The organism is Microbacterium sp. Au-Mic1 (genome assembly GCF_021341785.1).
Lineage (GTDB): Bacteria > Actinomycetota > Actinomycetes > Actinomycetales > Microbacteriaceae > Microbacterium.
The window spans coordinates 195320-219093 of record NZ_JAJTTF010000003.1 but is presented as its reverse complement, the minus strand read 5'-3'; the positions used below and the strand labels follow the sequence as shown (position 1 = coordinate 219093).

General features: G+C 69.7%; 14 protein-coding genes. 6 read left to right on the top strand and 8 right to left on the bottom strand.

Going from position 1 to position 23774, the window contains the following annotated elements; translation table 11 throughout:
• Positions 1–9 precede the first annotated feature (9 nt).
• From LXM50_RS05560 to LXM50_RS05545, 4 genes are all read left to right on the top strand, one after another.
• A complete protein-coding gene (locus tag LXM50_RS05560) occupies positions 10–2790 on the top strand; it encodes an alpha-L-rhamnosidase (RefSeq protein ID WP_233310316.1) in 2781 nt (926 codons plus the stop codon).
• The gene (rhaI, locus tag LXM50_RS05555; protein ID WP_233310315.1) at positions 2787–3953 is read left to right on the top strand and encodes an L-rhamnose isomerase; all 1167 of its coding nucleotides are present in this window, start codon (positions 2787–2789) and stop codon (positions 3951–3953) included. Before LXM50_RS05560 ends, rhaI begins: the two co-directional genes overlap by 4 nt.
• Positions 3954–4015: 62 nt before the next feature.
• Positions 4016–6052, top strand: coding sequence for a bifunctional aldolase/short-chain dehydrogenase (locus LXM50_RS05550; RefSeq protein WP_233310314.1), 2037 nt, complete (start codon positions 4016–4018; stop codon positions 6050–6052).
• Between the two features lie 37 nt (positions 6053–6089).
• Positions 6090–7517, top strand: a complete 1428-nt coding sequence (locus tag LXM50_RS05545) for a rhamnulokinase family protein (RefSeq protein ID WP_233310313.1) — start codon at positions 6090–6092, stop codon at positions 7515–7517.
• 60 nt (positions 7518–7577) lie between these two features.
• Here the strand turns inward: LXM50_RS05545 and LXM50_RS05540 are convergent, their stop codons facing one another.
• Positions 7578–8369 (bottom strand): hypothetical protein, encoded by a 792-nt coding sequence (locus tag LXM50_RS05540; RefSeq protein ID WP_233310312.1) that lies wholly within the window; start codon positions 8367–8369, stop codon positions 7578–7580.
• A 95-nt stretch (positions 8370–8464) separates the two neighbouring features.
• On the opposite strand from LXM50_RS05540, the gene LXM50_RS05535 reads away from it, so the two are divergent.
• Entirely contained in the window at positions 8465–9088 is a 624-nt protein-coding gene (locus tag LXM50_RS05535) for a hypothetical protein (RefSeq protein WP_233310311.1), read from the top strand.
• Positions 9089–9346: 258 nt separating this feature from the next.
• On the opposite strand, the gene rpoC is transcribed toward LXM50_RS05535, so the two are convergent.
• Together rpoC and LXM50_RS05525 are read right to left on the bottom strand one after the other, a co-directional pair.
• Positions 9347–13213: a DNA-directed RNA polymerase subunit beta' gene (gene rpoC / locus LXM50_RS05530; protein ID WP_233310310.1), complete on the bottom strand. Its 3867-nt coding sequence runs from the start codon at positions 13211–13213 to the stop codon at positions 9347–9349.
• A 79-nt stretch (positions 13214–13292) separates the two neighbouring features.
• Positions 13293–16793 (bottom strand): DNA-directed RNA polymerase subunit beta, encoded by a 3501-nt coding sequence (locus LXM50_RS05525; RefSeq protein ID WP_233310309.1) that lies wholly within the window; start codon positions 16791–16793, stop codon positions 13293–13295.
• Positions 16794–17143: 350 nt separating this feature from the next.
• Between LXM50_RS05525 and LXM50_RS05520 the strand changes: the two genes are divergently transcribed.
• Positions 17144–18058 carry a sugar kinase gene (locus tag LXM50_RS05520; RefSeq protein ID WP_233310308.1) on the top strand — a complete coding sequence of 305 codons (915 nt, stop codon included), beginning with the start codon at positions 17144–17146 and terminating at the stop codon, positions 18056–18058.
• Positions 18059–18095: 37 nt separating this feature from the next.
• Here LXM50_RS05520 and LXM50_RS05515 read toward each other — a convergent pair whose 3' ends face one another.
• Genes LXM50_RS05515 through LXM50_RS05495 form a run of 5 tightly spaced genes read right to left on the bottom strand, consistent with a single transcriptional unit; the run spans position 18096 to position 23613 of the window.
• Positions 18096–18953 (bottom strand): MurR/RpiR family transcriptional regulator, encoded by an 858-nt coding sequence (locus LXM50_RS05515; protein ID WP_233310307.1) that lies wholly within the window; start codon positions 18951–18953, stop codon positions 18096–18098.
• A 31-nt stretch (positions 18954–18984) separates the two neighbouring features.
• The gene (locus tag LXM50_RS05510) at positions 18985–20487 is read right to left on the bottom strand and encodes a glycoside hydrolase family 3 N-terminal domain-containing protein (RefSeq protein WP_233310306.1); all 1503 of its coding nucleotides are present in this window, start codon (positions 20485–20487) and stop codon (positions 18985–18987) included.
• Positions 20488–20489: 2 nt separating this feature from the next.
• Positions 20490–21323 carry a carbohydrate ABC transporter permease gene (locus tag LXM50_RS05505; RefSeq protein ID WP_233310305.1) on the bottom strand — a complete coding sequence of 278 codons (834 nt, stop codon included), beginning with the start codon at positions 21321–21323 and terminating at the stop codon, positions 20490–20492.
• Complete coding sequence (locus LXM50_RS05500; protein WP_233310304.1) at positions 21320–22300, bottom strand: carbohydrate ABC transporter permease; 981 nt, start codon at positions 22298–22300, stop codon at positions 21320–21322. The genes LXM50_RS05505 and LXM50_RS05500 overlap by 4 nt, the downstream gene beginning before the upstream one ends.
• 11 nt (positions 22301–22311) lie before the next feature.
• The gene (locus tag LXM50_RS05495; protein WP_233310303.1) at positions 22312–23613 is read right to left on the bottom strand and encodes a sugar ABC transporter substrate-binding protein; all 1302 of its coding nucleotides are present in this window, start codon (positions 23611–23613) and stop codon (positions 22312–22314) included.
• Positions 23614–23774: the final 161 nt, after the last annotated feature.

Below are 23774 nucleotides of genomic sequence, written 5' to 3'. Positions count from 1 at the left end.
GCCCCATCGATGCCTCTCGTCCTCTCCGACCTCCGCGCAGATCACCTCGAGAACCCGCTCGCGCTGCGCCGCGTCACCCCGCGGCTCACCTGGCGGGTGCGCGCTGAGGGAACGGCGACCGCGCCCCGCGCGCACCGGATCCGGATCACCTCCGCTGAGGGCCGGCACGCGCACGACTCCGGATGGATCGAATCGGACGAGACCTCCCTCGAACCCGACGGCTTCACGGGGGTCCCCGGCACGGACTACCGCTGGCAACTCGACGTGCGCGATGCCGACGGCGGCGTGACCGAGGCGTCCGCCGGCTTCGGCATCGGGCTCGCCGACTGGGACGCGCCGTGGGTCGAGCCCGCGCAGGAGCGCGTGCTCGCCGAGGGTCCGCTCGCGATCGGGCCCGAAACCTTCGCTCCCGCATCCGATGCCACGCCGCCCGGCGAGCGCCTGCACCCGCCACGGTATCTGCGGCAGGAGTTCGATCTGCCCGCGGCGCCTGTCTCGGCGCGACTGCGCATCAGCAGCCAGGGCGTGCACCAGCCGTCCCTCAACGGCATCCCCGCGGGAGACGGCCTGCTGGCTCCCGGTTACGAGAGCTACCAGCACGAGATCTCCGTGATGACGCACGACGTGACCTCGCTGCTGCACGAGGGCGTCAACGTGCTCGGGGTGATCCTCGGCGACGGCTGGTACGCCGGCCGGATCTCCATCCTCGGTCGCAGCGCCCAGTACGGCGATGTCCTTCGTGCGACCTGGCGGCTGGAGGTGGACCTGTCCGACGGCAGCCGCACCGTGATCCGCCCCGACGCGTCGGTGCGGAGCTCCCGCGGCCCGATCGACTGGTCCGACATCTTCATCGGCGAGCGCCACGACGCCCGCGCCGAGCGACCCGGCTGGGACGCCCCCTCCGCGGATGCCGAGCTCCTGGCCGACTGGACGCCGTGCGCTCTCGTCCCCGTCGCCGTGCCTCTCGTGCCGTTCGTGGGAGAGCCGATCCGGCGGGTCCGCGAGCTCCCGGCGCAGCGCGTGCTGACCACTCCCGCTGGCGAGACCGTGATCGACTTCGGCCAGGTCATGGCCGGTCGGGTGCGGATGCGCGTCCGCGGCGAGCGCGGCACGGTCGTCCGCCTCGAACACGCGGAGGTCGTCGATGCGGAGGGCAACTTCCTCGACAACATCCTCGGCGTGAACAAGGACCAGGCCGACGAGTACGTGCTCGCCGGCCGTCCCGAAGGCGAGGAGTGGGAGCCGCTGTTCACCTTCCACGGGTTCCGCTACGTCAAGCTGATCGGATACCCCGGCGCGCCTCTGCCCGAGGACTTCACGGCCGTCGTCATCGCGAACGATCTCGAACAGACCGCCTCGTTCTCGTCGTCGCACCAGCGCCTGGATCGCCTCGTGGAGAACACCGTGTGGTCGCAGCGCTCCAATTTCCTCGCGGTGCCGACCGATTGCCCGCAGCGCGAGCGCGCCGGATGGACCGGCGACCTGCAGATCTTCGCGCCGACCGCCGCGACCCTGATGGGCGTGGCAGCGTTCCTCGACCGCTGGCTGCGCAACGTCCGCGTCGATCAGGCCGCCCACGACGGCATCGTGCCGATCATCGTGCCGATGCCGCCGGCCATGGACGATCCCGATCTGCCGAACGCGGGCCTCGGCGACATCCGCGACGCGGCCGGCTGGAGCGACGCCATCACGATCGCCCCGTGGGAGCTGTACCGCCACTACGGCGATCCGCGGTTCCTGCGCGACAACCTCGATGCGATGCGCACCTGGGTCGAGCATCAGACGGCCGATGCCGCCGCCACGCTGCCGGCTCGGCTGGATCCGACGACGCTCTCCCCGGAGCGCATGGCCAGGCAGCGCCTGCTCTGGAACGGGCGCATGAACTTCGGCGACTGGCTCGCGCCGTCGACGTTGGACGGGTCTCGACCCGAGGCCGAGGGCCTCGACGAGTTCGCGGCGATCATGCTCGCCCCGCAGCTGACCGCCGAGCTGACGGGACCCCTGTTCCAGATCCGCTCCCTCGACCTTTACGCCGCGTCGGCCGAAGCACTCGGAGATGCCGCAACGGCCGCGCAGGCTCGCGCCCAGGCGAGCGCGGTGCGCGCCGCCTTCGCCACGGAATACGTGGGCGCCGACGGACGGATCGGCCCCGACATGCAGGGGATCGCCGTGCTCGCCCTCGCCTTCGATGCCGTGCCCGACGAGGTCCGCCCGCAGGTCGTCGCCCGCCTCGTCGAACTCGTGCACGAGGCGGGGGTGCACCTGGACACCGGCTTCGTCTCCGTCCCCTTCCTCCTCGACGTGCTGTGGGACGAGGGTCACGCCGATCTCGCCCGCGCGCTCCTCGTGCAGGACACGGCGCCGTCCTGGCTCTACGAGGTCGATCACGGCGCCACCACGATCTGGGAGGCGTGGAAGGCGGTGCACGAGGACGGCACGGTCGAGCGGATGTCGATGAACCACTACGCCTTCGGCTGCGTCGTCGACTGGATGATGCGACGCCTCGCGGGGATCGAGCTCATCGAGCCCGGGTATCGCCGCACGCGCATCGCCCCCGACCTCGACGGCGTGCTCGATCACTGCCGGGCGCACGTGGATGTTCCGGCCGGACGGATCGCCGTGGACTGGCGCCGCGACGACCGCGGCGCGGATCTCACCGTAGAGGTCCCGCTCGGCGTCTCGGCGGACGTCGTCCTGGCCCCCGGCTGGATCCTGGACGGATCCGCCGAGCTCGTCCCCGGCACGCACACTCTGCGCGCCGCCCGCATCGAAGAAGGCACCGCATCATGACCACGCTCTCCCCCGAGATCCTCACCGAACTCGAGCAGCAGTCCATCGAGCTGCCCAGCTGGGCGTTCGGCAACTCGGGCACGCGCTTCCGCGTGTTCGGCACCCCGGGCACGCCCCGCGACCCGTTCGAGAAGATCGCCGACGCCGCCCAGGTGCACGCGCACACGGCGCTCGCCCCGACTGTCGCACTGCACATCCCCTGGGATCTCGTCGACTCCTTCGAGGACCTGCGACGGCACGCGGAGGACCTCGGCGTCACCCTGGGCACGGTCAACTCCAACACGTTCCAGGACGAGGACTACAAGTTCGGCGCTCTCGCGCACGAGGACGACCGCATCAGGCAGAGGGCGATCGACCACCACCTCGCCTGCATCGACGTGATGCACGCGACCGGATCCCGCGATCTGAAGATCTGGCTCGCGGAGGGATCCAACTACCCCGGTCAGAACGACATGCGCTCCCGGCAGGATCGCCTGCAGGACTCGCTGCAGCAGATCTACGCACGCCTCGGCGACGCGCAGCGCCTGGTGCTGGAGTACAAGTTCTTCGAGCCCGCGTTCTACCACACCGATGTCCCGGACTGGGGGACGAGCTATGCGCAGGTGTCGGCGCTCGGCGAGCGGGCCATGGTGTGCCTGGACACCGGCCACCACGCCCCCGGCACGAACATCGAGTTTATCGTGATGCAGCTGCTGCGCCTCGGCAAGCTCGGCTCGTTCGACTTCAACTCGCGCTTCTACGCCGACGACGACCTCATCGTGGGGGCGGCGGATCCGTTCCAGCTGTTCCGCATCCTCGCCGAGGTGATCCGCGGAGGCGGCCTGAACAACCCCGATGTCGCGTTCATGCTCGACCAGTGCCACAACATCGAGGCGAAGATCCCCGGACAGATCCGCTCGGTGCTCAACGTGCAGGAGATGACCGCGCGAGCACTGCTGATCGATCGGGAGGCCCTGGCCGCCGCGCAGCGCGCGAACGACGTGCTCGCCGCGAACGCGGTGCTCATGGACGCGTTCTACACCGACGTCCGTCCGGCGCTGGCCGCCTGGCGCTCCGAGCGCGGCCTGCCCGCCGATCCGATGGCGGCCTTCCTCGCGTCCGGCTACCTCGACAAGATCTCCGCTGAGCGCGTCGACGGCGCCCCGGCCGGCTGGGGCGCCTGACCACACCCCTCCCCCGCCGCTTTTCCGAACCCCCGCACGATCACCGCATCCTAGGAACCGACATGACCACCCCCACCGCCGCCGCCCTCATCGCGCGCAGCAACCGTCTGGGCGCCGACCCGGAGAACACGAACTACGCGGGCGGGAACACCTCCGCGAAGGGCACCGACACGGATCCCGTCACGGGACAGCCCGTCGAGCTGCTCTGGGTGAAGGGCTCGGGCGGCGACCTGGGCACCCTCACCGAGCAGGGGCTGGCGGTGCTGCGCCTCGACCGTCTGCGCGCGCTCCGCAACGTGTACCCCGGCGTGGAGCGCGAGGACGAGATGGTCGCCGCGTTCGACTACTGCCTGCACGGCAAGGGCGGGGCGGCGCCGTCGATCGACACGGCGATGCACGGGCTCGTCGACGCGGCGCACGTGGATCACCTGCACCCGGACAGTGGCATCGCGATCGCGACGGCGGCGGATGGGGAGGCACTGACGGCCGAGATCTTCGGCGGCAGGGTCGCGTGGGTGCCGTGGCGGCGCCCCGGCTTCCAGCTGGGCCTGGACATCGCCCGGATCAAGGCCGAGAACCCCGACGCGGTCGGGTGCATCCTCGGCGGGCACGGGATCACAGCCTGGGGCGACACGTCGGACGAGGCCGAAGCGAACTCCCGGTGGATCATCGAGACCGCTGCCGCCCACATCGCCGCGCACGGCAGTGCCACCCCGTTCGGAGGCGTGCGCGCCGGCTTCGAAGCGCTGCCCCCGGTCGAGCGCCGTGAGCGTGCCGCGGCCCTCGCCGGGACGATCCGCGGCATCGCATCGACTGACAAGCCCATGGTCGGCCACTTCACCGACGCCGACGCGGTGCTCGACTTCCTCGCCTCCGAGAAAGCGCCGGCCCTCGCCGCGCTCGGCACGAGCTGCCCCGACCACTTCCTGCGCACCAAGGTCAAGCCGCTCATCCTCGACCTGCCCGCGACCGCGACCGTCCAGGAGCAGATCGCGCGCCTGCACGAGCTGCACGCCGATTACCGCGCCGACTACCAGGCGTACTACGACGCCCACGCCGACGCCGCCTCCCCCGCGATCCGGGGAGCGGATCCGCTGATCGTGCTGGTCCCCGGGGTGGGCATGTTCTCCTACGGCGCCAACAAGCAGACCGCGCGCGTGGCCGGCGAGTTCTACGTCAACGCGATCAACGTGATGCGCGGCGCCGAGGCCCTCTCCACGTACACGCCCATCTCCGACGCGGAGAAGTTCCGCATCGAGTACTGGGCCCTCGAGGAGGCCAAACTGCAGCGGATGCCGAACCCGCGCTCCCACCAGGGACGGATCGCGTTCGTCACGGGAGCCGCATCCGGGATCGGCAAGGCCATCGCCACCCGCCTCGCGGCCGAGGGCGCCTGCGTGGTCGTCGCCGACCTCGACCTGGACAAGGCCCGCGCCGCAGCAGCCGAACTCGGCGGCACCGACGTCGCGATCGGCGTGGCCGCGAACGTCGCCGATGCCGATGCCGTGCAGGCCGCCCTCGACGACGCCGTGCTGGCATTCGGCGGCGTCGACCTCGTCGTCAACAATGCGGGATTGTCGCTGTCCAAGCCGCTGCTGGAGACCACCGAGAAGGACTGGGATCTGCAGCACGACGTGATGGCGAAGGGATCCTTCCTCGTCTCGAAGGCCGCGGCGCGGATCCTCATCGACCAGAAGCTCGGCGGCGACATCGTCTACATCTCCTCGAAGAACAGCGTCTTCGCCGGCCCGAACAACATCGCCTACTCCGCCACGAAGGCCGACCAGGCCCACCAGGTGCGCCTGCTGGCCGTCGAGCTCGGCGAGCACGGCGTGCGCGTCAACGGCATCAACCCCGACGGCGTCGTGCGCGGATCCGGGATCTTCGCGTCCGGATGGGGCGCCAACCGGGCCGCCACCTACGGCGTCGCCGAGGAGGACCTCGGCCAGTTCTACGCGAACCGCACCATCCTCAAGCGCGAGGTCGTGCCGGAGAACGTCGCCGACGCCGTCTACGTGCTCACCGGCCCCGACCTCAGCCGCACCACCGGCCTGCACATCCCCGTCGACTCCGGCGTCGCCGCCGCCTTCCTGCGATGACCGCACCCCACCGGACACGGCCGAGGCAGACGCGCCGATGACCGCGCCGTCGCAGGTCCGCGCCTTCGCCGCGGTCGATCTCGGCGCCACCAGCGGGCGCGTGATGATCGGCCGCGTCGGCACGGACGTGCTCGAACTCGAGCAGGTCGCCCGGTTCCCGAACGGACCCGTACAGCGCGCGGACGGTCTGCACTGGGACTTCGAGGCGCTCGTGGAGCACGTCGTCGCCGGTCTCGCCGAGGCGGTGCGCCGCGAGCCCGCGATCGAGAGCATCGGCATCGACACCTGGGCGGTCGACTACGGACTGCTGCGCGACGACGTGCTGCGGGCGGAGCCGTTCCACTATCGCAACGCCCGTGGCGCCCGCGGAGCCGACCTCGTGCATGCGCGAGTGCCGTTCGCCGAGCTGTACGCACGCAACGGCCTGCAGTTCCTGCCGTTCACGTCGCTGTACCAGCTCGCGACCGACGACAATGCAGCGAAGGCCGACACCATGCTGCTCATCCCCGACCTCGTCGCCCATCGCCTCACCGGTGCCCGCGTCGCCGAGCGCACCAATGCCTCCACGACCGGACTGCTCGGCGTGCACGATCGGGAGTGGGATCTCGCGCTCGCGGAGCAGATCGGCATCCGTCCCACCCTCCTGCCGCCGCTGGTCGACCCCGGCGCGCGGATCGGACGACTGCTCCCCGCCGTCGCCGCGCGAATCGGCGCCGACCTGCCGGTCGTCGCGGTCGGCTCGCACGACACGGCCTCGGCGGTCGTCGCCGCCCCGCTGACCTCCCCGTCCACGGCGTACATCTCCTGCGGCACCTGGGGTCTGGTCGGACTCGAACTCGCCGAGCCGGTGCTCATGGAGGCTGCCCGCACGGCCGGTTTCACGCACGAGCTCGGCGTCGACGGGCGGATCCGCTTCCTGCACAACGTGACGGGGCTGTGGCTGCTCAGCGAGACCGTGCGCGCCTGGGAGGGCGAGGACGGCACGCCGATCGACCTCTCGGAACTGCTCGACGCCGCCGCCACCGTCCCCCCGGACGTGCCGCTGTTCGACGCCGACGACCCGTCGCTGAGCAGCCCCGGCGACATGCCCGCGCGCATCGCGGCGGCCCTCCGGGCGACCGGGGCCGAGCCGCCGTCCGCACGGGCGGCGTTCGTGCGGATGATCGTGGAGTCGATCGCGCAGGCGTTCGCGGATGCCGTGTCGACGGCGTCCGCACTGACCGGCATCGCGGTCGAGACGATCGACCTCATCGGCGGCGGATCCCTCAACCGGCTGCTCTGCCAGGCGACGGCCGACCGCACAGGCCTTCCGGTGCTGGCCGGCCCCGTCGAGGCCACCGCACTCGGGAACCTGCTCGTGCAGGCGCGAGCCGCGGGGGTGTTCGGCGACGATGCGACCCTCGAAGAGCTGCGGAGACTCGTGCGCCGCACGCACCCGCCGACGCGCTGGGCGCCGCGCGGCTGACCGGCGGCGGGCTCCGCGGCGCGCACGAGGTCACGCTCCGGCCGTCACCGCACCTCGGGATCAGGTCGCGATGCGCGCGATCCGTGCTTCGAGGCCGTGCCAGTCGGGCGCCGGTGCGTGCGCCGTGGGCGGTGCGGGCAGAAGCCGCACGGGAGTGTGCCGGTACGTCCCCGCGACGATCGGGGCGGGCAGGAGCAACGGGCGACCCGGCGCCTCGATGTTCGCCGGGGTCTCCGCCGGCGCGTCCGTGCGAGCCTCGCCGGAGCGGGCATCGACAGAGACCTCTCCGCCGGGGGCCGCTTCGCCGAGGGCCGCTTCGGCGTCCTGCGCCTCGGACGGCCGCGGCTGCCCGACGGCCGGCGGCTCCTCGATCGCGTCGCCCTCCCGCAGCACCGTGTCCGGCGGGGGCGTCGCCGACGCGCTCAGCCCGAGGGCTGCGAGCACCTCGTCGCGCGCCTCGGCGATCGTGGTGATCTCGCGATCGCGGAGGTCCACGATCACGTCGGCCTCGGCCTGCGCTGCCAGCGACCTACGGGTGTCGGCGAAGGCGCTCCGGCTTCGATGCAGCTCGACCTCCGCGCCTCCGCGATCCCGCACGATCGAGCGGCGCAGGGTGCCCTCTGGCGCGGGCACAGCGACGAGGCGGATCCCGCGATCCTGCAGGGTGGTGCGGATCCGCTCTCCGTCGGCGTCCTCGGCCAGCGGCGCGACCACCGTCACGTCGAGCTCGTGACCGCGCAGGGCGGTCGCGAGCTCCACGGCGTCGCCGGTCGCGCTCTCGCGCACCCCGCCCGGGTCGCGGATCTCGTCGACCCGCGCCTCACCCAGGATCACCACGCGATGCTCGGCCATGCCGCCCCCTTCCCTCCGGAGTCGCTCCGGAGGTCTCCCCAGGCTACTCCGGAGCGCCGCACCGACCCGCGAACCCCGGGCCCTATCCTGGCGCCATGAAGACACGCAGCGTCGCGGTCGCCCTCGCCACCATCGCCCTGGCCGGCGCACTGGCCGCATGCACCCCGACCGGCCCCGGCGTGGCCTCCGGCCCCTCCGCATCCGCCGGCGGCTCCGCGGCCGGATCCGATCCCGCGCACCCCACGAAGAGCCCGTCCCCGGGCACCAGCGCATCGCCGACGCCCAGCCCCACATCGACCCCGGTCGCGCTGCCGACCGACTGCAAGGCGATCCTGTCGGCGAACGTGCTGTCGCAGCTCGGCGACACCCCGCTGAACTCCCCCGTGTTCGGACCGAGCGGCGTGCAATCCGACGGCAGCCTGATCTGCATCTGGGCGGATCCGAAGGCCGACACCACGAGCATCACGACCACGATCTCGCGCAGGTACCGCGGCGAGGCGCTCGACATGCTGAACGGTCTCGTCAAGACCGAGGGCTTCAGTTGCTACACGCCCGACAAGGGCACCCGCTGCGAGAAGGAATGGCCCGACGCCACGTATCCGGTCACGGACGGACGCACCCTGTTCTGGCGCGACGACGTGCTCATCGATACGAAGTACTCCAACCTCTCCCCGAACGGCTACACATCGAGCATCGTGGCGAGCATCTTCGGATCCTGACCTCCGGCGCATCTCGCGTTCGGGAGGAGAACTCGCGGATCGGCGGAGGAACGCGCGCGGATCCTCCTCCCGAACGCGAGTTCTCCTCCTCAGAAGGTGCGGGTTCGCGGATCCGGATACGCGAAGACCCCCGGATCCGTGTGGATCCGGGGGTCTTCGTCAGGCGATCAGTCCGTCACTCAGTGGTGTCGCGACTTCGTCGCTCGACAACTTCACTCGGCTCGGCCGATCGAGCAAGCTCGTCGGCTCTCGCCTCAATCAGTTGTAGGTGCCGGGCGTGATGTCGTCGGTGGAGAACGCGTCGAAGTCGACGTAGCCGAAGTCGCCCTCAGCGTACGCGCCGTCGGATGCGAAGATCCGGTTCGGGTAGCGCTCGCTCTTGGCCTCCTCGGTCGCCTCCACCGTGATGTCGCGGTAGCGGCGCAGGCCGGTCCCCGCGGGGATCAGCTTTCCGATGATGACGTTCTCCTTGAGGCCGACCAGCGGGTCGCTCTTGCCCTCCATGGCGGCCTGCGTGAGCACGCGGGTCGTCTCCTGGAAGGACGCGGCCGACAGCCACGACTCCGTCGCGAGCGACGCCTTCGTGATACCCATCAGCTCCGGGCGGCCGGACGCCGGGCGCTTGCCCGCCGCGACGGCCTCGCGGTTGACGTCCTGGTAGCGACGCGCGTCGAGCATCTCACCGGGCAGCAGGGTCGTGTCGCCGTGGTCGACGACGGTGACCTTGCGCAGCATCTGGCGCACGATGACCTCGATGTGCTTGTCGTGGATCGGCACACCCTGCGAGCGGTACACGTCCTGCACGCCGCTGACGAGGTAGCGCTGCACCTCGCGGGCGCCCATGACGCGCATGACCTCCTTGGGGTCGAGCGTGCCGACCTGCAGCGGGTCTCCGACCGAGACGTGCTGGCCGTCCTCGACGAGGAGCGTCGCACGCTTCAGCACCGGGTAGACCACTTCCTCGTCGCCGTTGTCGGGCGTGAGGATGACCTTCTTCGACTTGTCGGTCTCCTCGATCGTGATGCGGCCGTCGGCCTCGGCGATCGGGGTGGCGCCCTTCGGGGTACGGGCCTCGAAGAGCTCCTGCACACGGGGCAGACCCTGGGTGATGTCACCGGCCGACGCGAGGTGGAAGGTACGCATCGTCAGCTGGGTACCGGGCTCACCGATCGACTGCGCCGCGATGATGCCGACGGCCTCGCCGATGTCCACCGTCTTGCCGGTGGCCAGCGAGCGGCCGTAGCACTGCGCGCAGACGCCGACGGCCGAGTCGCAGGTCAGCACGGAGCGGACCTTGATCGACTCCACGCCCGCGGCGACGAGCTTGTCGATGAGCACGTCGCCGACGTCCTCACCGGCGGTCGCGACGACCTCACCGGCCGCGTTCACGACGTCGGAGGCGAGCGTACGGGCGAACACGGAGTTCTCCACGTTCGCGTCGCGCACCAGCTCGCCGGCGCTGTTCGGCGCGGCGATCGGCAGCTCCAGGCCCTTCGACGTGCCGCAGTCGTCCTCACGGATGATGACGTCCTGCGAGACATCGACCAGACGACGGGTCAGGTAGCCCGAGTCGGCCGTACGCAGAGCGGTGTCGGCCAGACCCTTACGGGTACCGTGCGTGGCGATGAAGTACTCCGCCACCGACAGCCCCTCGCGGTACGAGGAGATGATCGGACGCGGGATGAACTCACCCTTGGTGTTGTTCACCAGACCGCGCATACCGGCGATGTTACGGATCTGCAGCCAGTTACCACGGGCTCCCGACGACACCATGCGGTTGATGGTGTTGTCCTCCGGGAAGTTCGCCTGCATCTCGGCCTGGACCTCGTTGGTCGCCTTCGTCCAGAGCTCGACGAGCTCCTGACGACGCTCGGCGTCGGTGGTCAGACCCTTGTCGTACTGCGCCTGGATCTTCTCGGCCTGCTTCTCGTAGCCCGCGACGATCTCCGCCTTGTTCGGCGGGGTGATGACGTCGCTGAGCGCGACGGTCACACCGGAACGCGTGGCCCAGTAGAAGCCGGCGTCCTTGATGCGGTCCAGCGACGCGGCGGTCTCGACCTTCGGGTACTCCTCGGCGAGCTTGTTGACGATCTGCGAGAGCTTGCCCTTGTCGGCGACCTCGCGCACGAACGGGTAGCCCTTGGGCAGGGTGTCGTTGAAGATCGCCTGGCCGAGCGAGGCGTCCACGAGGCCGTGGCTCGCGTAGCCCTCGGGGGCCTCGCCCTCGAGGAAGGTCAGACCCGGGATGCGGATGCGGACCTTGGCCTGCAGGTCGAGGGTGCCCTCGTCCTTCGCCAGGATCGCCTCGCCCACAGAGCCGAACGCGCGGCCCTCGCCGAGCGCACCGTCCTTGACCGTGGTCAGGTGGTGCAGGCCGATGATCATGTCCTGCGAGGGCAGGGTGACCGGGCGGCCGTCGGACGGCTTGAGGATGTTGTTCGAGGCGAGCATCAGCACGCGGGCCTCGGCCTGAGCCTCGACCGACAGCGGCAGGTGCACGGCCATCTGGTCACCGTCGAAGTCGGCGTTGAACGCCGCGCAGACGAGCGGGTGCAGCTGGATGGCCTTGCCCTCGACGAGCTGCGGCTCGAAGGCCTGGATGCCCAGGCGGTGCAGGGTGGGGGCGCGGTTCAGCAGCACGGGGCGCTCGCGGATGATCTCCTCGAGCACGTCCCAGACCTCGGGGCGCATGCGCTCGACGGCGCGCTTGGCGGCCTTGATGTTCTGGGAGTGGCCCAGGTCGATCAGGCGCTTGATCACGAACGGCTTGAACAGCTCGATCGCCATCGTCTTCGGCAGACCGCACTGGTGCAGCTTGAGCTGCGGGCCGACGATGATGACCGAACGGCCCGAGTAGTCCACGCGCTTGCCGAGCAGGTTCTGGCGGAAGCGACCCTGCTTGCCCTTCAGCATGTCGCTGAGGGACTTCAGGGCGCGGTTGCCGGTACCGGTGACGGGGCGGCCGCGGCGGCCGTTGTCGAACAGCGCGTCGACGGCCTCCTGCAGCATCCGCTTCTCGTTGTTGACGATGATCTCGGGGGCGCCGAGGTCGATCAGACGACGAAGACGGTTGTTGCGGTTGATCACGCGGCGGTACAGGTCGTTCAGGTCGCTGGTCGCGAAGCGGCCACCGTCCAGCTGCACCATCGGGCGCAGCTCCGGCGGGATCACCGGCACGACGTCCAGCACCATGGCGGCCGGGCTCATGCCGGTCTCCAGGAACGAGTTGACGACCTTGAGGCGCTTGATCGCGCGGATCTTGCGCTGGCCCTTGCCCTCGGAGATCTGCAGGTGCAGCTTCTCCGACTCGGCGGCGAGGTCGAAGGCGGCGAGACGACGCTGGATCGCCTCGGCACCCATGTGCGCCTCGAAGTACTGGCCGAACCGGTCCTGCAGCTCGTGGAACACGTCGTCCTCGGGACGCAGGGCCCCGACCTCGAGGGTGCGGAAGTCCTCCCACACGCGCTCGAGCTTGACGATCGCCTCGTCGGCGCCCTTGCGGATCAGGGACATCTCCTTCTCGGCGGCGTCCTTGACCTTCTTCTTGGCGTCGGCCTTGGCACCCTCGGCCTCGAGAGCCGCGAGCTCCTCCTCCAGCTTGGCGAGGCGCTCCGCGATCTTGGCGTCGCGGCGGTCGCCGAGCGTCTTCAGCTCGAGGCGGATGTTGTTCTCCTGGGTCGCCAGGTCGCGGTGACGCGCGTCCTCGTCGACCGAGATGACCATGTACGCGGCGAAGTAGATGACCTTCTCGAGGTCCTTCGGCGCCATGTCCAGCAGGTAGCCGAGGCGCGAGGGCACGCCCTTGAAGTACCAGATGTGGGTGACCGGGGCGGCGAGCTCGATGTGGCCCATGCGCTCACGGCGGACGGAGCTCTTGGTGACCTCCACGCCGCAGCGCTCGCAGACGATGCCCTTGAAGCGGACGCGCTTGTACTTGCCGCAGGCGCACTCCCAGTCGCGGGAGGGGCCGAAGATCTGCTCGCCGAAGAGGCCGTCCTTCTCCGGCTTCAGCGTGCGGTAGTTGATGGTCTCGGGCTTCTTGACCTCACCGTACGACCACTTGCGGATGTCGTCTGCGGTGGCGAGGCCGATGCGAAGCTCATCGAAGGTTGTTGCGTCGAGCACTAGTTCTCCTGTGTCGAAATTCTCTTAAGAAAAGTGGGGAGTTCGAGGGATCCGGAGCGGATCCGGATCCCTCGAAGGCTCAGATCTCGTCGATGGATGCGGACTCGAAGCGGCTGGAGATGTTGATCCCCAGCTCCTCGGCGGCGCGGAAGGCCTCGTCGTCGGTGTCGCGGAGGTTGACCGCCGTACCGTCGGCCGAGAGGACCTCGACGTTCAGGCAGAGCGACTGCATCTCCTTCATGAGCACCTTGAACGACTCCGGGATGCCCGGCTCCTGGATGTTCTCGCCCTTGACGATCGCCTCGTACACCTTGACGCGGCCGAGGATGTCGTCGGACTTGATCGTGAGGAGCTCCTGCAGCGCGTACGCGGCGCCGTAGGCCTCGAGCGCCCACACCTCCATCTCACCGAAGCGCTGGCCGCCGAACTGGGCCTTACCGCCGAGCGGCTGCTGGGTGATCATCGAGTAGGGGCCCGTCGAGCGCGCGTGGATCTTGTCGTCGACGAGGTGGTGGAGCTTCAGGATGTACATGTAGCCCACGGAGATCTGCCCCGGGAACGGCTCGCCGGAGCGGCCGTCGAACAGGGTGGTCTTACCGGTCGAGTCGATCAGGCGCACGCCGTCACGGGTCGGCAGCGTCGAGTCGAGGAGACCCTCGATCTCCTCCTGGTGAGCGCCGTCGAACACCGGGGTCGCGACCTTGGTGCCGGGGGCGACGTCGAACGCCTCCTCGGGCAGCTGCGCGGCCCACTCCGGGTTGCCCTCGATCTTCCAGCCCTGCTTGGCGATCCACCCGAGGTGGGTCTCCAGCACCTGGCCGAAGTTCATGCGGCCCGGGATGCCGAGCGGGTTCAGGATGACGTCGACCGGCGTGCCGTCCGAGAGGAACGGCATGTCCTCGACGGGCAGGATCTTCGCGATGACACCCTTGTTGCCGTGGCGGCCGGCGAGCTTGTCGCCCTCGGTGATCTTGCGCTTCTGGGCGATGAAGACCACGACGCGGCGGTTGACGCCGCTGCCGAGCTCGTCGTCGCCGTCCTCGGCGTTGAACTCCTTGACCGCGATGACGGTGCCCTGCTCGCCGTGCGGCACCTTCAGGGAGGTGTCGCGGACCTCGCGGCTCTTCTCGTTGAAGATCGCGCGGAGCAGGCGCTCCTCGGCCGACAGCTCGGTCTCGCCCTTCGGGGTGACCTTGCCGACGAGGATGTCGCCGGGGCGGACCTCGGCGCCGATGCGGATGATGCCGCGCTCGTCCAGGTCCTTCAGGAGCTCCGGGCTGACGTTGGGGAGGTCACGGGTGATCTCCTCCTTGCCGAGCTTCGTGTCGCGCGAGTCGACCTCGTACTCCTCGATGTGGATCGAGGAGAGGGTGTCGTCCTTCACCAGGTCCTGGCTGAGGATGATCGCGTCCTCGAAGTTGTGACCCTCCCACGTCATGAACGCGACGAGGAGGTTCTTGCCGAGCGCGAGCTCGCCGTTCTCCGTGGCGGGACCGTCGGCGATGACCTCGCCGACCTCGACCCGCTCACCGGCCGAGACGACGACCTTCTGGTTGTAGGAGGTGCCGTGGTTCGAGCGGTCGAACTTGCGCAGGTAGTACTCCTGGGTGCCGCCCTCGTCGAGCATGACCACGACGCGGTCGGCGGAGACCTCGGAGACCACACCGGCCTTCTCGGCGGTGATCACGTCACCCGCGTCGATGGCGGCGTAGCCCTCCATACCGGTGCCGACGAACGGCGACTCGGAACGGAGCAGCGGCACGGCCTGGCGCTGCATGTTGGCGCCCATGAGCGCGCGCTGCGCGTCGTCGTGCTCGAGGAACGGCACGAGCGAGGTCGCGACCGACACCATCTGGCGCGGCGAGACGTCGATGTAGCCGATCTCGGACGGGAGGAACATGTCGACCTCGCCGGATCCGCCCTTCGGACGCGCCAGCACGTGCGCCTCGGTGAAGCGACCCTCGGCATCGAGCGGGGCGTTCGCCTGCGCGATGTTGAAGTCGACCTCCTCGGCGGCGGTCAGGTAGTCGATGTGCTCGGTGACCTTGCCGTCCTCGACCTTGCGGTACGGGGTCTCGATGAAACCGAACGAGTTGATCCGCGCGAACGTGGCGAGCGAGCCGATCAGGCCGATGTTCGGGCCTTCCGGGGTCTCGATCGGGCACATGCGGCCGTAGTGCGAGGGGTGCACGTCGCGCACCTCGACGCCGGCGCGGTCGCGGCTGAGGCCACCGGGGCCGAGGGCCGAGAGGCGGCGCTTGTGGGTCAGACCCGCGAGCGGGTTGTTCTGGTCCATGAACTGCGACAGCTGCGAGGTGCCGAAGAACTCCTTGATCGCGGCCACGACGGGGCGCACGTTGATCAGGGTCTGCGGGGTGATCGCTTCGATGTCCTGCGTGGTCATGCGCTCGCGGACGACGCGCTCCATGCGGGACAGACCGGTGCGGACCTGGTTCTGGATGAGCTCGCCGACGGCGCGGATGCGACGGTTGCCGAAGTTGTCGATGTCGTCGGTCGCCAGACGGATCTCCGCCTTCTTGCCGCCGCGGATGCCCTCGAAGGTCTCGACGCCGGCGTGGATGCGCACCAGGTACTTGATGGTCTCGACGATGTCCTTGACCGTGAGCACCGACTCGTCCAGCGGCAGGTCGAGACCCAGCTTCTGGTTGATCTTGTACCGGCCGACCTTGGCGAGGTCGTAGCGCTTCGCGTTGAAGTAGAAGTTGTCCAGCAGCGCGCGGGCGGCCTCGGCGGCGACCTGCTCGCCCGGACGGAGCTTGCGGTAGATGTCGCGGAGCGCGTCCTCCTTGGTGAGGATCGTGTCCTTCGCGAGGGTCTCCTCGATCGAGGCGAAGCCGGCGAACTCGGCGAGGATCTCCTCGCTGGTCAGGCCCAGCGCCTTGAGGAAGACGGTGACGGACTGCTTGCGCTTGCGGTCGATGCGCACGCCGACCTGGTCGCGCTTGTCGATCTCGAACTCGAGCCAGGCGCCGCGCGACGGGATGACGCGGGCGGACACGATGTCCTTGTCGCTGGTCTTGTCGGCGGTCTTGTCGAAGTAGACGCCCGGGGAGCGGACCAGCTGCGAGACGACGACGCGCTCGGTGCCGTTGATGATGAACGTGCCCTTGGCGGTCTGCAGCGGGAAGTCGCCCATGAAGACCGTCTGGGTCTTGATCTCACCGGTCTGGTGGTTCATGAACTCGGCCTCGACGTAGAGCGGGGCCGCGTAGGTCTTGCCGCGCTCCTTGCACTCCTCGATGGAGTACTTCTCGGGCTCGAGGTACGGGTTCGTGAACGAGAGCTGCATGGTCTCGCTCAGGTCCTCGATCGGGGAGATCTCCTCGAAGATCTCCTCCAGGCCGCTGGCCTCGGCGAGATCCTTGCGGCCGGCCTTCTTGCCGTCGGCGACGCGCTTCTTCCAGGCCTCGTTGCCCACGAGCCAGTCGAAGGACTCGGTCTGCAGGGCGAGCAGGTCGGGGACCGTCAGCGTGTCGGAGATCTTGGCGAACGAGAGGCGGGAGTGGCCGCGTCCGTTCTTGTTGGTGGTGGGGGTGGATGCGTTGCGAGCAGCAGCCAAGGGAATAACCTCCGTGAGCCCCGAAGGGCGTCTCGATTCCTCGTCGTCAGGTGAGTGCGCCGCGTCACACGGCCGCACGCCGAAGGCGCTCTGTCGAGGAGCGAGGACGTACGGAAATCTGCCGACCACCATATGAGGGCAGGAAGGAGCGAGGCGCAAAGATCAACTATAGTTCCGAAATCGCGACATGGCAAGCGCGATTCTTGACCTTCTGCCCCGAGGGGGGTATAACCCCGGGCGCGGGACGCTCCTGCACCTCGGCCCCGCCCTTCTCGGCCCTCGCGGCCGCGGGCGCCGCCATCATCGCCGTGGCTGCATGCGCGGCACCGGGATCCGGTATCGTCGCGAGCGTGCCCGATTCACCGTTGATCGCCTGTTTCGGCGAAGGCCTGGTGGCGCTCGTGCCCACGACGGCCGGTCCGTTGGAGAGCAGCCGCACGTTCCAGCGCTCCCTGGCTGGCGCGGAGTGGAACGTCGCACTCGCCGTGGCCTCGGCCGGCTCCCGCGCCGCCGTCGTCTCCCGTGTGGGCGATGACGGCTTCGGACGCTTCCTCCTCGGTGAGCTGGCCCAGCACGGCGTCGACGCGTCCGCCGTCGAGGTCGATCCCGCGGCCCCCACCGGGCTGTACGTGAAGGAGCTCTCCGCCGAGGGCCATGGTCCGGTGCAGGGTGTCATGCACTACTACCGGGCCGGATCCGCGGGCAGCAGGATCTCCCCCGCGACCCTGCACACGCCCGCCGCCGAGCGCGTGCTCGCCGAGGCGTCGCTCGTGCACACCACGGGGATCACTCCCGCACTGTCCGACGGCGCCCGCGCCGCGCAGGACGAGCTGTTCGCGGACCGCGGCGGCCGGCTGATCGGCTTCGACGTGAACTGGCGCCCCGCGCTGTGGCAGGGCCGCCAGGACGAGGCGCGCGAGCTGCTCGGCGGATACCTCGCGGCGGCCGACGTGGCGCAGTGCAGCGCGCACGACGCAGAGGCCGTCTTCGGCACCGGGGATCCGGACCGGCTGCGCGCGATGTTCCCCGGACCCCGCCACCTCGTCATCACGCGGGACGACGGCGCCACCGCGTTCGACGGCGCCGAGCGCGCCGACGCCCCCGCCGTGCCCTCGACCGTGGTCGAGACGATCGGCGCCGGGGACGCCTTCGCCGCGGGCTTCCTCGCGGGCGTGCTCAGCGGCCTGTCACTGAGTGGCTGCGTCGCCCGTGCCAATCGCATCGCCACCCGCGCCCTGGGCAGCACGCGAGACCACGTGGACTGAGCGCCGCCCGGGAACAAGCGACCGGCGGCCTGAGCGGTCAGGCCCCGCGGACCGCACGGCGGGTCGTGCGCAACGGCTCGGTCACCGTCTCGCCCCGGTGCTGCACCACCCGCACGAAGAGCAGGTCGAGCACCGCCAGCTGCGCGATCCGGCTGGACATCGCGGCCATCCTCAACGGCGATTCCTTGGCACGGGTGCCGAGCACCAGATCCGCGACGGCGGTGAGCGGGGAACCCGGCGCGTTGGTGAGTGCCACGGTGAAGGCCCCGGCCGTCCGGGCGACCTCGGCCGCACGGATCGTCTCAGCCGTCGCGCCCTCGTGCGACACCGCGAGCACCACATCCGCCGGCCCGAGCAGCGACGCCCCGGTGATCGCGACGTGCGGATCCGGAGAGTGCACGGCGACGCAGCCGATCCGGGCGAGTTTGAGCTGCATGTCCTGCGCGGTGAGCGACGAAGCGCCCTGCCCGAACAGGTGCACCTGCCTCGCCCCCGCGATCGCGACGGCGACGCGGTCGAGCGCAGCGAAGTCGAGACCTGCGACCGTGTGCTCGATCGCGCCGATCTCGCTCGCCGCGAGTTTGGCCGCGACCGTCTCGACCGGGTCGCCCGGGTCGATGGTCGCATCGTCGAAGCCGAACCGCTCCTGCTCGGCCTGTGCGCGCGCGACGGCGCCGGCGAAGGCGACGCGCAGCTCCCGGTAGCCGCTGAAGCCCAGCGTCTGGGCGAAGCGGGCGACGGTCGAGAGCGAGGTGTGACAGAGCCGGGCGAGATCGGTGATCGCGAGGTCGACGACGAGGGTCGGATCCGCGAGCACCCGTTCGGCGACCCGCGCCTCGGCGGCGCTCAGCCGCGGCAGAGCGGAGCGCACGACGCCGAAGACATCCGCGTCCATCACACCCCCTCTGCCTCCCGAAGAGAGCGGATCATCGCCCGGCGCCGACGAGCCTCTCCCGGGCGAGCTCGGCGCCGATCCTGCTGGCGGAGCCCACCTCGATCACCGGCACGCCGACGCCCTCGGCGGGGAGGCCGACGTTCACGGCGACGACGTCGGCCGCGCGCGCGGCGACCTCGGCGACGACAGCGCGCTGCACCGGGTCCGTGTCGATCCGATCCACGAGCAGTGCGATCCGCCGGCCCCGGGCCTGCGCGACCGCGGCGTCGACCGCCGCGCCGCGCTGCACCTCGTCGAGGCGCGCCGTGTCGATGCGCACCGTCGCCTCGCCGCCGGCGAGCGCCTCGGACACGTAGCCGGCCGCGCTGTCGACGGCGAGCGTCGAACTGCGGCGGGCGTCGACCACGAACGGCGCGCCCGCGGTCGTGAGCTCCCCCTGCACGTGCAGGGCGCGGCGCACGATGCCGGTGCCGTCGTAGGACGCCGCGTCCGCCGTGTCACCCGGCGCCGGGGCGGCGAGCTTCGCCGCGAGCCGGGCCACTCGCGCGCCGGCCTCGACGACGCGGTCCCGGGACAGGGATCCGTCCCGCAACGCCGCGACGATCGCGTCCCGTGCGGTGCGGTAGTCGTGCTCGTCCTGATCCGGCAGCGCTGCCGCACCGGGGTTCGTGGGGTTGCCGATGCAGAGCAGGTCCGCCCCCGCGGCGAGCGCGCGGACCGCTCCCCCGCCGATTCCGACCGACTCGCGGATCGCGGCCATGTCCAGGGCGTCCGTGATGATGACGCCGTCGAAGCCCGCATCCCGCAGCATGCCCAGCACCCGCGGATTGAGCGTGGCGGGCTCCTCGCCCCACGCCGGCACCACGATGTGCGCCGTCATCACGGCGTCCACGCCCGCGGCGACCGCGGCGCGGAACGGTGCGAGGTGCACGCGCTCGATCTCGGCCGGGTCCACGCCGATGCGCGGCAGATCGTGGTGCGAGTCGACGTGCGTGTCGCCGTGCCCGGGGTAGTGCTTGACGCACGCGGCCACGCCCCCGGCCTGGATGCCCTCGACCGCGGCGACCACGTGACGCGACACCAGGTCCGCGTCGGCGCCGAAGGAGCGCACGCCGATGACCGGGTTGCGCGGATCCGTGTTCACGTCGGCCACCGGCCCCAGCACCACGTCCGCGCCCACGGCGCGCACGCGACGGGCGAGCTCCGCGCCGGTCGCCGCGGTCGCGAACACGTCGTCGAGTGCGCCGAGCTGCGCGGCCCCGGGCAGCGTGGATCCGGTCGCGGCCTCGAGGCGGGTGACGCTGCCGCCCTCCTCGTCGATGCCGATGAGCGCCTGCGGGCCCGCCGCGCGGATGGCCGCGCTCAGCGCGTCCAGGTCGGGGCCGATGTTCTGCGCGAAGTAGACCACGCCGGCGAGCCCGCGGCGCAGCGCCGCGTCCAGCCACGCCGGCACGGTGCGGCCGAGGAAGCCCGGCCACAGCACGCTGTTCGCCAGCCTCTCGAACTCGACGTCGTCGTCGATCAGATCCGTCACGCTCATCCCTTCACCGCTCCGGCGACGAGTCCCGAGGACAGGCGCCGCTGCACGATCACGAAGAAGATCATGACAGGCAGAGTGATGAGGGTGGAAGCGGCCATGATGCTTCCCCAGTCGTTGGAGTACTGCCCGAAGAACGACTTCAGCCCGATCGAGACCGTGTACTGGTCGGTCGCGCCGCCCAGCATCGTCATCGCGAAGATGAACTCGTTCCACGCCGTGATGAAGCTGAACACGCTCGTGGCCACCAGACCCGGCATCACCAGGGGCAGCAGCACCGACCGGAACATCCGCCACCAGCTGGCGCCGTCGATGTAGGCGGCCTCCTCGAGTTCGACGGGAACGGCCTGCACGAAGCCGCGCAGCATCCAGATCCCGAACGCGAGCGAGAGCGCCACGTACACGACCATGAGGCCGAGGATGCTGTTCAGCAGTCCCAGACTCTTCACCTGCAGGAACAGCGGGATCACCAGCGCCTCGAGCGGCACCATCTGCACGATGAGGATCATCAGCAGGATCGCGGTGCGGAACTTGAACCGGAAGCGCGCGACGGCGACCGCGGCGAGCAGGCATACGAAGCCGCTCACGAGCACCGTGACCAGCGCCACGATCACGGAGTTGCGCAGGAAGGTGGCGAAGCCGCCGTCCGTGAGGACGAAGGCGAAGTTGTCGAGGGTGAACTCCTTCGGCAGCAGCGACTGGCCGCCGCTGGACGCCTTCTTGTCGAAGGCGCTGGAAACCATCCAGTACACCGGGAACAGCGTGAACAGCAGCACGGCGGTGACGGCGATGGCAATGCCGATGCGGCCGAGAACGGGGTGACGCGATTTCACAGCTCGTCCTCCTTCATGAGGGAGCGGATGTACACGATCGTGATCCCGAGCAGGACCAGCGTGAGCAGCACCGCGAGCGCGGCGCCGAAGCCGTAGCGGTTCTGCCCGAACGACTCGACGTAGGACCACACGCCGAGGTTCAGCACGGTGCGGTTGCCGCCGTTGCCGCCCGGCATGAGATAGACCTGCGCGAAGACCTTGAAGTCCCAGATCGTCGACAGGATGATCACGACGGAGAACACCGGCTTGAGGGTCGGGAAGATGATCTTCCAGAACCGCCGCCAGGCGCCGGCGCCGTCCAGTGCTGCGGCCTCCAGCATCTCCCGGGAGACGCCGAGCAGACCCGCGAGCACGGTCACGGCGACGAACGGGAAGCCGTGGTGCACCACGTTCAGCAGCACGATTGCATAGAACGACCACTGGTTCGTGAACCAGTTCACCTGGCCGTCGATGAGCCCGAGGTCCTTCAGCACGGTGTTGAAGACACCCTTGTCGGCGTCGAAGATCCACACCCACACATAGGTGCCGGTGACGGCGGGCATCGCCCAGGCGACCATGATGCAGCTGGCGACGATCGTGCGCCACACGTTCCCGAGCCGGGCCAGCAGCAGGGCGACCAGGGTGCCGACGGCGACGGTGGCGAACACGGACACGACGGCGAAGCCGACCGTGTTCGGCAGCACCACGGTCCACAGGGTCTTGTCGGTGAGGGCCTCGACGTAGTTGTCGAAGCCGATGAAGTTGGTCCGGCCCGTGTTGATCTCACGCAGGCCGTAGTCCTGCAGCGAGTAGATCACGACCTGGACGAGCGGCCACAGCATGAGCGTGGCCAGGATGAAGAGGCCGGGTGCGAGCAGCAGCCAGGGCCGTGCGGTCACCCAGCCGAGCTTCTTCTTCCGCGCCGGCGGGCCGCCGGCCGCGGCCCCGGAGCGAGACTCCGAGGACGCGGCCGACCGTGGTGCGTGCACCGTGGACATGGTGGATCCGGTTACTTCTTGTTCAGCAGATCGGTCATCTCGGACGCGGCGTCCTTCGACGCCGTCGAGACGTCCTTCTGACCGCTGAGAATGGCCTGGATCATCGAGTTGGTCGTCTTCTTCGCCTGCACGGCGCCGAAGTTCGGGGTCACCGGCACCGAGGCGCCGCCTTCCACCATCTGCTTCGCGAACGGCGCGACCAGCGGATCCGTCGACTTCAGGGCTTCGGTCATGGCCGACTGCACACCCGGGAAGTACCCGGTCTCATCGGCCCACTGCGTGGCGAACTTGCCGGTCGTCATCAACTTGGTGAACGCCCAGGCCAGGTCGGGGTTCTTCGTGTTGTTGAAGATGGACAGGTGCGAGCCGCCGAGCACCGACGGGGCGATGCCGCCGTCCTTGCCCGGGATGACCGCCGCGCCGATCTTGCCCTTCAGCTCCGGGTTCTTCTCGATGAGCGACTTCGGCGTCCAGGATCCGGAGAGCATCATCGCGACGTTGCCCTGGCTGAACGCGTCGCGCAGGTCGGTCTCCTTCCAGGTGGTCGCACCCGCGGAGGAGAAGCCGTGCTTGAGCGCCAGGTCGGTGTAGAACTGGATGCCCTCCTGCGACTTCTTGCTGTCGAGCTGGCTCGCCCACTTCCCGCTCTTCTCGGTGGCGACCTCGCCGCCCGCGCCCCAGACCCACGGGTACACGAGGAACTCGGCATCGCCGGGAACCGGGAACGCCATCATCTCGGGGTGCGCGGCCTTGATCTTCTCACCGGCGGCGACGATGTCGTCCCAGGAGGTCGGGGCCTTCAGGCCGAGCTCGTCGAAGACGTCGGTGCGGTAGACGATCGAGCGCACGCCGGCGTACCAGGGCATGCCGTAGAGCTCCTTGTCGTAGGTGCCCGCGACCTTGAGGCCCTCGACGAGGTCCTTGGAGAGGCCCTTCTCGGCGTCGACGTACTTGTCGATCGGCAGCAGCGCGCCGGCGTCCGCGAACTCCGCGGTCCACGTCGTGCCGGTCTCGGCGACGTCGGGGGTGGTGCCGCCGGCGATCGAGGTCACGAAGCGGTCATGCGCGTCGGCCCACTGCACCTCTTCGAACTTCACCTCCGCACCGGTCTCCTTCTTGAACTCCGCGGAGACCGCGTCGTAGAACGCGGAGGAGTCGGGGTTGGTGCCCTTCATGATCCAGACGTTGAGCGTCTTGCCCTTGCCGTCGACGGGACCACTGGTGGCCGCGGGGGTGCTGCCGCCGGAGCAGGCTGCCAGGCCCAGCGTCGCCACGACACCGAGTGCCGCGACGGAGAGAATGCGCTTGTGCATCGGGGAATCTCCTCTTTGAAAATCCAGGGCGAACTCGCCAAGTAGGAAAAAGTATCCACGATGAACAAAACTCCTGCAAGTTTCTTCCAAAGCCGTGATCGAGCCGTGATCCGGGCCAGAGGGCGCCTCCTCTCACCGCAACCGTCCGTGGCGGCACGCCC